This is a genomic window from Pseudomonas sp. E6002 (assembly GCF_013385565.1).
Taxonomy (GTDB): domain Bacteria; phylum Pseudomonadota; class Gammaproteobacteria; order Pseudomonadales; family Pseudomonadaceae; genus Aquipseudomonas.
In genome coordinates this window covers 19,840-27,475 of record NZ_JACAPT010000052.1, presented here as the reverse complement: position 1 = coordinate 27,475, position 7,636 = coordinate 19,840, and the positions used below count along the sequence as shown (strand labels likewise).

The following is a 7,636-nucleotide window of genomic DNA, read 5'->3' as shown; positions in this document are numbered from 1 at the left end:
AGTGAGGGCACACCGAGCCTAAGCGAGGTGCCGAGTGGTGGGGCAAGAGCGTTTTGCTTACTTTTGCGCTGTTCAAAAGTGAGCCGCTGTAAGAGCGGAACCATAAGCCGCCGTTACCGCAGCAACGGATATGCCCCCCCAAGAAAACTTTCCTCCCCCGAGCGTGACCCAGATCCCACAACCCGTTGATTAATGATGGCATCCGCTCAGCTATACTCCTCTCCATTTGAATGGCCCTCGAGGAATTACTGTGAAGAACTGGACCTTGCGCCAACGGATTTTGGCGAGCTTTGCGGTCATCATCGCGATCATGCTGCTGATGGTAGTGGTCTCGTATTCACGCCTGTTGAAGATCGAGGCTGGCGAAGAGTCAGTCCGCGATGACGCAGTCCCCGGGGTCTACCTAAGCTCCATGATCCGCAGCGCATGGGTCGACAGCTACCTCGACACCCTCGACATCATCGGCCTGCGCAAAGACAAGACACTCACCGAAGCCGACAAGGCCGACTACAAGTCCTTCGAAGCGCGCATCATCACGCAAATGGCCAATTACAAGGCAACTATCAACGGCGCTGAAGATCAGGCCGAGTTCGATAAGTTCGAAGCCCTGCACCAGGCCTACAACAAGGCTTTGGCCGCAGTCACTGAAAACCTGCAACGCAATGACGTCGCCGCCGCCCGCAAAGTGTTCGACGAAGAGCTGACCCCGACCTGGACCGCAGGCCGCATGAAGCTCAACGACATCATCACCGAAAACAAAAACGTCGCGGACCGCGCCACCAACGCTATCGACGACGCCGTGTCCGCTGCAAAAATCAGCATGGGCGTCTCGCTGATCCTCGCGATCCTCGCCGCCGGCCTCTGCGGCCTGCTGCTGATGCGCGCGATCATGGCGCCGATGAAACGCATCGTCGACATCCTCGAAACCATGCGCACCGGCGACTTGAGCAAACGCCTGAACCTCGAACGCAAGGACGAATTCGGCGCAGTAGAGACCGGCTTCAACGACATGATGACCGAGCTCACCGCCCTGGTGTCCCAGGCACAGCGCTCTTCGGTACAGGTCACTACCTCGGTCACCGAGATTGCCGCGACTTCCAAGCAACAACAGGCCACTGCCACTGAAACCGCCGCGACGACCACCGAGATCGGCGCTACTTCGCGGGAGATCGCTGCTACTTCCAAAGACTTGGTCCGTACCATGACCGAAGTCTCCACCGCCGCCGACCAGGCCTCGGTGGCCGCCGGCTCCGGCCAGCAAGGCCTGGCGCGCATGGAAGAAACCATGCACTCGGTGATGGGCGCAGCTGACCTGGTAAACGCCAAGCTGGCGATCCTCAATGAGAAGGCCGGCAACATCAACCAGGTGGTGGTGACCATCGTCAAGGTCGCCGACCAGACCAACCTGTTGTCCCTCAACGCTGCCATCGAGGCCGAGAAGGCCGGTGAGTACGGTCGCGGGTTTGCCGTGGTAGCCACCGAAGTGCGGCGCCTGGCCGACCAGACCGCCGTGGCCACCTACGACATCGAGCAGATGGTGCGCGAGATCCAGTCGGCGGTGTCGGCCGGGGTGATGGGCATGGACAAGTTCTCTGAAGAAGTGCGCCGTGGCATGTTCGAGGTGCAGCAGGTGGGCGAGCAGCTGTCGCAGATCATCCATCAGGTGCAGGCCCTGGCGCCGCGGGTGTTGATGGTCAACGAAGGCATGCAGGCCCAGGCCACCGGCGCCGAGCAGATCAACCATGCGCTGGTGCAGTTGGGCGATGCCAGCAGCCAGACCGTGGAGTCCCTGCGTCAGGCCAGCTTTGCCATCGACGAGCTGAGCCAGGTCGCCGTCGGCCTGCGCAGCGGCGTGTCGCGTTTTAAAGTCTGATGAACGACCTCGCGGCTAAACGCGGTGCCGTTGCGGCAGTGAAGAAAGCACTGTTCCTGGTGTTTCACATCGGTAATGAACGGTATGCCCTCAAGGCCACGGAAGTGGCCGAGGTGCTGCCGCGCCTGCCGCTCAAGCCCATTGCCCATGCGCCTGCGTGGGTCGCCGGGATCTTTGCCCATCGCGGGGCAATGGTGCCGGTGATCGATCTCAGTGCCTTGACCTTCGGTACGCCGGCCCAGGCCCGCACCAGCACGCGCCTGGTGTTGGTCAATTATCAGCCGGATGCACTCACTCCGGCACGCTGGCTGGGGCTGATCCTCGAACAGGCCACCGATACCCTGCGCTGTGACCCGGCGGAGTTCCAGCCCTACGGCCTGGACAACCGCCAGGCCCGTTACCTGGGCCCGGTGCGCGAAGACGAGCGTGGCTTGATGCAGTGGATCGGCGTGGCGGACCTGCTGACGGCTGACGTGCAGGCGCTGCTGTTTGCCGCGGGCGAGGAGGGTTGATGAGCAGTGATCAACGCTTCTTCGACTTCCTTAAGGAGCGCATTGGCCTGGACGTTGCCTCGGTGGGCGAAGCGATCATCGAGCGTGCCGTACGCCAGCGCAGCATGGCGCTCAGCGCGCAGACCGCCGATCAATACTGGCAGCAATTGCAGGCCTCCACCGACGAACAGCAAGCGCTGATCGAAGCGGTGATCGTCCCCGAAACCTGGTTTTTCCGTTACCCCGAATCCTTCGCCACCCTGGGTCGGCTGGCGGTCACCCGCCTGGCCGAAATCAAGCAGATGCGCGCCCTGCGGATCCTCAGCCTGCCGTGTTCCACCGGCGAAGAACCCTATTCGATTGCCATGGCCTTGCTCGACGCCGGGCTGGCACCGCATCAGTTCAAGGTGCAGGGCATGGACGTCAGCCCGCTGTCGGTGGAGCGCGCCCGCCGTGGGGTGTACGGCAAGAATTCGTTTCGCGGCCAGGACCTCGAGTTCCGCGATCGCCACTTCACCGAGCAAACCGACGGCTACCGGATTGCCGACCGGGTACGCGAACAAGTGCGCCTGCAGGTGGGCAACCTGCTGGACCCCACGCTGCTGGCCAACGAGCCCACCTACGATTTTGTGTTCTGCCGCAACCTGCTGATCTACTTCGACCAGCCGACCCAGAAGCAGGTGTTTGAAGTGCTCAAGGGCCTGACCCATGTCGACGGCGTGCTGTTTATCGGTCCTGCCGAAGGCAGCCTGCTGGGGCGCCTGGGCATGCGTTCGATTGGCGTGCCGCAGTCGTTTGCCTTCAGCCGGCATGCGGAGCCCGCGCCTGAACCGGTATTTGTGCCGATGCCCGCGCCGATTCCTCAGCGCAGTGCCGCGCCTATCCCGACCAGGCCCCGGCCATTCAGCACCGTCAGTGCCCAAGTGGTACCGATCAAGCCGCCGCCGCAGTCGGACGCCGCCGATCTGCTCAGTCAGATTGCGACCCTGGCCAATGAAGGCAAGAGCCTGGAAGCCCGTGCTGCCTGCGAGCGTTATTTGCAGAGCCATCCGCCGGCGGCCCAGGTGTTTTATTGGCTGGGCCTGCTCAGCGATGTGGCCGGCAGCGCCCTGGAAGCCCAGGGTTATTACAGAAAAGCCTTGTACCTGGAACCCCAGCACCCGCAGGCCTTGATGCACCTGGCCGCGTTGCTCGAGTCCCAGGGCGATGTCGCCGGCGCCCGGCGTTTGCAGGCTCGTGCCGCGCGCAGCGAGCGAGCTGACAGTGAGCGTAAATCATGACCCTGGATCCCGAGCTGAACCTGACCCTGGCCGATACCCAGGCCATCGATGACTGCTGGAACCGCATCGGCATCCACGGTGACAAGTCCTGCCCGTTGCTGGCCGAGCACATTCACTGTCGCAATTGCTCGGTGTATTCCGCCGCCGCCACGCGCCTGCTCGATCGTTATGCCTTGCAGCAGGACGATCACCGCCCCGTCGCGACGCCGGAAGTCGAGGGTGATGTCCTCACCCGTTCGCTGCTGATGTTCCGCCTCGGCGAAGAATGGCTGGGCATCGCCACTCGCTGCCTGGTGGAAGTGGCGCCGTTGCAGCCGATCCATTCCTTGCCCCATCAGCGTTCCCGCGCCTTGCTGGGCGTGGCCAACGTGCGTGGCGCACTGGTGGCGTGCCTGTCACTGGTGGAATTGCTGGGGCTGGACAGCACCGGCAGCGGCCCCAGTGGCGCACGAATCATGCCGCGCATGCTGATCATCGCGGCGCAGGACGGCCCGGTGGTGGTGCCGGTGGACGAAGTGGACGGTATCCATGCCATTGATGAACGGACCTTGAATGCGGCATCTGCGTCGGGCACCCAGGCCAGCGCCCGCTACACCCAAGGGGTGTTGCAGTGGAAAGGCCGCAGCCTGCGCTGGCTGGACGAGGCGCAATTGTTGTCTGCCGTGACCCGGAGCCTCACATGACCCCCGACCAGATGCGCGATGCCTCGCTGCTGGAGCTGTTCAGCCTGGAAGCCGACGCCCAGACCCAGGTGCTCAGCGCCGGCCTGCTGGCCCTGGAGCGCAACCCGACCCAGGCCGACCAGCTCGAAGCCTGCATGCGTGCCGCCCATTCCCTGAAGGGCGCGGCGCGGATTGTCGGGGTGGACGCGGGGGTCAGCGTGGCCCACGTGATGGAAGATTGCCTGGTCAGCGCCCAGGAAAGCCGCTTGTACCTGCTGCCGGAGCATATCGACGCACTGCTGCAAGGCACCGATTTGTTGATGCGCATTGCCACGCCGGGCAACACCGTGGGCCCGGCGGACATCGAGTCCTATGTGGCATTGATGGAGCGGTTGCTCGATCCGTCGCAGAAAGTCGCACCGCCCGCTGCGCCAAAGCCTGCGCCGCCGCCCACACCCGCGCCAGAACCTGAATTGTCGATGGAAGCGCTGCTGACCCTGCCGCCGGAGCCCGAACCCGCGCCGCCGGTCAGTGCCGAACTGCCACGCCAAAATAAGCGCATGACCGAAGGCGGCGAGCGGGTGTTGCGGGTGACCGCCGAACGCTTGAACAGCCTGTTGGACCTGTCCAGCAAGTCCCTGGTGGAAACCCAGCGGCTCAAGCCTTACCTCGCCAGCTTGCAACGCCTCAAGCGCATCCAGAGCAACAGTGCCCGCGCCCTGGAAAACCTCGACGGCCACCTCAAGACCGTCGACCTGAGCCTGGAAGCCCAGGAAGCGCTGGCTGATACCCGCCGCCTGTTGAGCGAGGCCCAGGCGTTGCTCGCGGAAAAAACCGCCGAAATCGATGAGTTCGGCTGGCAGGCCGGGCAGCGCGCCCAAGTCTTGTACGACACGGCGCTGGCGTGCCGCATGCGGCCGTTTGCCGACGTGCTGGCCGGGCAGGTGCGCATGGTGCGTGACCTGGGCCGCAGCCTTGGTAAACAGGTACGCCTGGAAATCGAAGGCGAGAAAACCCAGGTCGACCGCGATGTGCTGGAAAAACTCGAAGCGCCGCTGACCCATTTGCTGCGCAATGCTGTGGACCACGGCATTGAAATGCCCGAGCAACGCCTGCTGGCGGGCAAACCGGCTGAAGGCCTGATCCGCCTGCGGGCGTCTCACCAGGCCGGCTTACTGGTGCTGGAGTTGAGCGACGACGGTAACGGTGTCGACCTGGAGCGCCTGCGCGGCACCATCGTCGACCGGCATTTGTCGCCGGTGGAAACCGCCCTGCGCCTGAGCGAAGAGGAACTGCTCACGTTCCTGTTCCTGCCGGGGTTCAGCCTGCGGGACAAGGTCACCGAGGTCTCGGGGCGCGGGGTCGGCCTGGATGCGGTGCAGCATATGGTGCGCCAGTTGCGCGGCGCGGTGGTGCTGGAGCAGACGGCGGGGCAGGGCAGTCGCTTCCACCTGGAGGTGCCGTTGACCCTGTCGGTAGTGCGCAGCCTGGTGGTGGAAGTTGGCGAGGAGGCCTACGCCTTCCCGCTGGCCCACATCGAGCGCATGTGCGATCTTGCGCCCGACGACATCGTGCAACTGGAAGGCCGCCAGCATTTCTGGCACGAAGGCCGGCATGTCGGCCTGGTCGCCGCCAGCCAGTTGCTGCAGCGCCCGCCGGGGCAGGGCAGTCAGGAAACCCTGAAGGTCGTGGTGATCCGCGAGCGCGATGCGGTCTACGGGATTGCCGTGGAGCGTTTTATCGGCGAGCGCACGCTGGTGGTATTGCCCCTGGACGACCGGTTGGGCAAGGTCCAGGACATCTCCGCCGGAGCGTTGCTCGATGACGGTTCGGTGGTGCTGATCGTCGACGTCGAAGACATGCTGCGATCGGTGGACAAACTGCTGAATACCGGTCGTCTGGAGCGCATCGCCCGACGCACCCAGCAAACCCTCGAAGCACCGCGCAAGCGTATTCTGGTGGTGGATGACTCGCTGACCGTGCGTGAGCTGCAACGCAAATTGTTACTTAATCGCGGTTATGAAGTGGCCGTGGCAGTCGATGGCATGGATGGCTGGAACGCGCTGCGCTCCGAAGACTTCGACCTGCTGATCACGGACATTGATATGCCTCGCATGGACGGTATTGAATTGGTCACACTCTTGCGCCGTGATACTCGCCTGCAATCCCTGCCGGTGATGGTTGTTTCCTACAAGGATCGGGAAGAAGACCGTCGTCGTGGACTGGACGCCGGCGCCGACTATTATCTAGCCAAGGCCAGCTTCCATGACGACGCGCTGTTGGACGCGGTGGTGGAGCTGATTGGAGGAGCGCGGGCATGAGGATTGCGATCGTCAATGACATGCCCATGGCCGTGGAGGCCTTGCGCCGGGCGTTGAGCCTTGAGCCGGCCCACGAAGTGGTGTGGGTTGCAGGCAACGGCCTGGAAGCAGTGCAGCGTTGCGCCGAGTTCACGCCCGACCTGATTCTGATGGACCTGATCATGCCGGTGATGGACGGTGTGGAGGCCACCCGGCAGATCATGGCCGAGACGCCCTGTGCGATCCTGATTGTCACCGTCGACCGCCAGGCCAACGTCAGCCGTGTATTCGAAGCCATGGGCCATGGCGCCCTGGACGTGGTTGACACGCCTGCACTGGGCGTGGGCAATCCGAAGGACGCCGCGGCACCGCTGTTGCGCAAGATCCTCAATATCGGCTGGCTGATTGGCCAGCGTGGCAGCCGCGTGCGGGCCGAGCCTGCGCCCCAGCGGGCCACGGGCAAACGCCAGAGCCTGGTGGCCATCGGTTCGTCCGCAGGCGGCCCGGCTGCCCTGGAATCCCTGCTCAAGGGCTTGCCCCGGGACTTCTCGCCGGCCATTGTGCTGGTGCAGCATGTGGACCAGGTGTTCGCCGCCGGCATGGCCGAATGGCTGAGCAGTGCCTCGGGCCTGCCGGTGCGCCTGGCCCGGGAAGGCGAGCCGCCCCAAAGCGGTGTCGTGTTGCTGGCGGGCACCAATCATCACATTCGCCTGCTGAAGAACGGCACGCTGGCCTACACCGCAGAGCCTGTGAACGAGATTTACCGGCCGTCCATCGACGTGTTTTTCGAGAGCGTCGCCAGCTACTGGAATGGCGATGCCGTTGGCGTGCTGCTGACGGGGATGGGGCGTGATGGCGCCCAGGGACTTAAGTTGATGCGTCAGCAAGGCTACCTGACCATCGCGCAGGACCAGCAAAGCTGTGCTGTTTACGGCATGCCCAAAGCGGCAGCGGCGATTGACGCGGCTGTTGAAATTCGCCCATTGGACAGAATTGCGCCACGATTGCTGGAGGTATTCGCAAAATGACC

General features: G+C 63.7%; 6 protein-coding genes. All 6 read left to right on the top strand.

Going from position 1 to position 7,636, the window contains the following annotated elements; genetic code table 11:
* The first annotated feature begins 250 nt into the window (after positions 1–250).
* From HX815_RS30405 to HX815_RS30380, 6 genes are read left to right on the top strand one after another with little or no spacing between them, the layout of a single operon-like run.
* On the top strand, positions 251–1,873 hold the full coding sequence (locus HX815_RS30405) for a methyl-accepting chemotaxis protein (protein ID WP_003219261.1): 1,623 nt from the start codon (positions 251–253) through the stop codon (positions 1,871–1,873).
* Positions 1,873–2,385, top strand: coding sequence for a chemotaxis protein CheW (locus tag HX815_RS30400; protein ID WP_102368206.1), 513 nt, complete (start codon positions 1,873–1,875; stop codon positions 2,383–2,385). Before HX815_RS30405 ends, HX815_RS30400 begins: the two co-directional genes overlap by 1 nt.
* Positions 2,385–3,644, top strand: coding sequence for a protein-glutamate O-methyltransferase CheR (locus HX815_RS30395; protein ID WP_177029434.1), 1,260 nt, complete (start codon positions 2,385–2,387; stop codon positions 3,642–3,644). Before HX815_RS30400 ends, HX815_RS30395 begins: the two co-directional genes overlap by 1 nt.
* Positions 3,641–4,327 (top strand): chemotaxis protein CheW, encoded by a 687-nt coding sequence (locus HX815_RS30390; RefSeq protein ID WP_102368208.1) that lies wholly within the window; start codon positions 3,641–3,643, stop codon positions 4,325–4,327. Before HX815_RS30395 ends, HX815_RS30390 begins: the two co-directional genes overlap by 4 nt.
* Positions 4,324–6,627, top strand: a complete 2,304-nt coding sequence (locus tag HX815_RS30385) for a hybrid sensor histidine kinase/response regulator (protein WP_102368209.1) — start codon at positions 4,324–4,326, stop codon at positions 6,625–6,627. The genes HX815_RS30390 and HX815_RS30385 overlap by 4 nt, the downstream gene beginning before the upstream one ends.
* Complete coding sequence (locus HX815_RS30380) at positions 6,624–7,634, top strand: chemotaxis response regulator protein-glutamate methylesterase (protein WP_003219250.1); 1,011 nt, start codon at positions 6,624–6,626, stop codon at positions 7,632–7,634. Before HX815_RS30385 ends, HX815_RS30380 begins: the two co-directional genes overlap by 4 nt.
* Positions 7,635–7,636: the final 2 nt, after the last annotated feature.